The sequence below is a fragment of the Rhizobacter sp. P2_H2 genome (assembly GCF_056403375.1).
This window is the reverse complement of sequence record NZ_JBFUFP010000679.1, coordinates 1-3,009: the sequence shown is the minus strand read 5'-3', so window position 1 is coordinate 3,009 and position 3,009 is coordinate 1. Positions and strand designations below refer to the sequence as shown.

The 3,009-nt window shown below is 71.0% G+C and carries 2 protein-coding genes and 1 pseudogene; all 3 read right to left on the bottom strand.

The genetic code is table 11. From position 1 onward, the window contains the following. Positions 1-418, bottom strand: a pseudogene (locus AC1D15_RS24570) (formylmethanofuran dehydrogenase subunit C); the annotation flags it as partial. Next, the gene (gene fhcD / locus AC1D15_RS24565) at positions 415-1,329 is read right to left on the bottom strand and encodes a formylmethanofuran--tetrahydromethanopterin N-formyltransferase (protein ID WP_047502258.1); all 915 of its coding nucleotides are present in this window, start codon (positions 1,327-1,329) and stop codon (positions 415-417) included. The gene fhcD and the pseudogene AC1D15_RS24570, both read right to left, overlap by 4 nt. Beyond that, complete coding sequence (locus AC1D15_RS24560; RefSeq protein WP_477828032.1) at positions 1,326-3,008, bottom strand: formylmethanofuran dehydrogenase subunit A; 1,683 nt, start codon at positions 3,006-3,008, stop codon at positions 1,326-1,328. The genes fhcD and AC1D15_RS24560 overlap by 4 nt, the downstream gene beginning before the upstream one ends. Position 3,009: the final 1 nt, after the last annotated feature.

The following is a 3,009-nucleotide window of genomic DNA, read 5'->3' as shown; positions in this document are numbered from 1 at the left end:
CCATGCTGCCGGGCAGCGTGCTGGCAGCGAAGTCGCCCGCATCGCCATCGACCGTGAGCTGCCCGCCCGCCATCTCGCAGGCCGCCAGCAGGCCGACCGTGCCGTGCACCTGCAGCTCGCCGCCGGTCATGCAGCCGCCGGCGTAGTGGCCGGCCGGGCCGTGCAYGGTCAGGCGGCCGCCCGCCATCTGCCAGCCGACGCGGTCGAAGCGCGACAGGTCGCCGTCGAACACCAGCGCGTCGTCGCCGTCGGCCTGGATGGTGAAGAACTCGCCCAGCGGCACCCGCGAGGCCCCATGCCCCACGGCAACCTGCCCGACCTGCGCCGCCGACAGGCCGCCCAAGGTGGCCGGCAGCACGCCGCGCAGGTCCACGCGCAGCGCAGGCGCGTGCCGCAGCGTCAGGCGCCAGCCGCTCATGTGGTGGCCTGCGCAGCGAGCAGCTTGCGCAGGTGGAAGTGGAAGGGCCCGAGCTTGCCGCCGTAGTTGCCGGCCGAGATGCGCAGCAGGCCGCCGGCCGCACCGAGCGCGATGCCGGCCTGCATGCCGGCGCGCATCGCCGCACCGACATCGGCCTCGGTCAGGCCGTCGATCACGATCTCCATCACGCAGCGCGTCTGCGGCGTGATCTCGCTCCTGGCCGCGAGGCCCGCCAGGCCGGGGCAGAACGCATCGTTGGTCGACGCACTCAGCGTGGCGTACTTGCTGCCGACCTTCGAGCCCGAGCGCACCACGCCGCCCGGGAACGGCATGATCACGTTGGGCAGCGCCTGCATCGCGGCCACCGCCGCCTCGGCCACCGCGAGCGCGGCATCGGTGTCGCGGCACATCAGCAGCAGGTTGCCGCCGCCCACGCACTTGACGACGGCCGTCGTCTCCTGCGCGACGAACTCGCCGTCCATCACCGGCACGCGCCAGTAGCGCACGCCGTTGATCACCTTCGAGATCTGCCAGCCGTCGCCGAAGAAGCGCAGGTTCTTGCCGAGCGGAATGGCTTCGCCTTCGGCGATGCCGGCGAACACCGCGGTGGTCGGGCAGGTCAGCACGCATTGCCCGACACGCCGCTCCACCTGCTTCGCGAGCTCCTTGCCCGACATCGAGAAGATCAGCACGCTGACGCCGGGCCGTCCGTCCGGCGTGTCGGCGGGGTCGAGTTCGCGCTCGATGCCGGCCTCGCAACCGCAGGCGATCACCGAGGTCGCGAAGCCGGTGGCCGACACCGCGGCGTGGCGCGCCCAGGTGGGGTTGTGCGCGGTGATCACGAGGCGCGTGGCCTTCATCGGGAAGGCCTCGGCGAAGCTGTCGTCGATCAGGACGCCGTTCTCGATCATGCTGAATGCTCGAAGCAGGCTGTCGGCAGCAGGCGCCCGCCGTTGCAGCAGGTGCACAGCTCGTCATGGTCGATGGCCACGGCATCGAAGTTCACCGAGCCGCGCGCCGCCAGGTGCTTGCGCAGGTAGCCCTCGATGCCGCGGTCGTACTCGGGCTCGACGAAGTGCGTTCCTCCCGTCGGCACCGCGGTGATGCGGCCGGCGCGGGCCACCAGCGTGCCGTCCTTGTAGACCCGCTCGGGCGTGCTGAACATCGCCTCGCGGTCGGCGTTCTCGCGGTAGACCGCGATGTCGGCCGCGGCGCCCACGCCGAGGTGGCCGCGGTCCTGCAGGCCGAGCAGCTTCGCCGGCCCGGCGCGCGTCATGATCGCGACCTCGTGCAGGCTCAGCTCGCGCGTGATCGAGCCGAGCGCGCTGTGCGCCGCCACGTCGGGATGCAGCTTCGCCAGCTGCTCGTCGCGAAAGCCCTTGTCCATCAGCAGCCGGATCAGGTGCGGGTAGCTGGTGAACGGCCCGCCGTTCGGGTGGTCGGTGGTCAGCGCGACGCGCCACGGGTCGTTCACGAGCAGGAAGATCTCCAGCCCGATCGCCCATTGCAGCGCATTCACATAGCTCTGCTCGCGGTAGCGGAACGGCACCACGCYGCAGCCGGCGTCGCATTCGATGTCGGCGCCGATCCACTTGCGCGGGCTGGCGAGCCCCGACTGCGCATGCTGGCGCATCGTGTCGCCCGACGCGGTGACGGTCTGGCCGAACATGATCTGGCCGACGTCGATGCTGACGTTCGGGTTCGCGTTCACCGCCTCGGCCAGCTGCGCTGCGGCCGACGAGAACTTCTTCGCTCCCTCGGTGCCGTAGGCATGGAACTGCACGTGCGTCAGGTGCGCCGGCAGGCCCTCGAGCGCGGCGATGGTGTCCAGCGTCGACTGGATGTTGCCGGCCACGCCGAGGTTGCTGCCGTGGATGTGCAGCGGGTGCGGCACGCCCAGCTCGCGCAGCGCGCGCGCCAGCGTGTGCACCACCTGGCGCGGCGTGACCTGCCAGTGCACATGGTGCTCGTCGACATCGAGCTTGCGCTGGTTGAACTTGAAGGCCGAGATGCCGGCCGGGTTGACCACCTTCACGCCCATCGCCTTGGTGGCATGGATGGTCCATGCCATGTAGTCGCGGATGCGCTCGAAGTCCTGCTGCTCGGCCAGCATCTGCAGGAACAGCTCGTCGTTGCCGAGCATCACGTAGGCGCCGTGGTCGAGGATGGGGGTGTCGCCCATCTCCATGTGCGTGTGGCGTGCGTTCGACGGCATCATCGCCGGCTCGAAGGCCGCCGTGTAACCCATCTCGACGTAGCGGTAGCCGGTGGCCAGCGTGCCCGGCGTGCAGCCGCCGCACGAGGCCAGTTCCAGCGGGTTGGTCGAGCGTGCGAACGGGTCGGCGCCGTGGCGCTGCAGCTCGGGCAGCAGCAGGCGCGACAGGTTGACCTTGCCGCCGCCGATGTGCGTGTGCATGTCGATGCCGCCGGCCATCACGACGCAGCCGCTCGCGTCGACCTCGTCGTCGACGGCCTCGCGCGGCGCGAGCGCGACGATGCGGCCGTCGCGCACGCCGAGGTCACGCACCTGGGGCCGGCCGTCGTTCGCCGGGTCGATGACCAAGCCGCCGCGCAGGCGCACGCTGCTCATG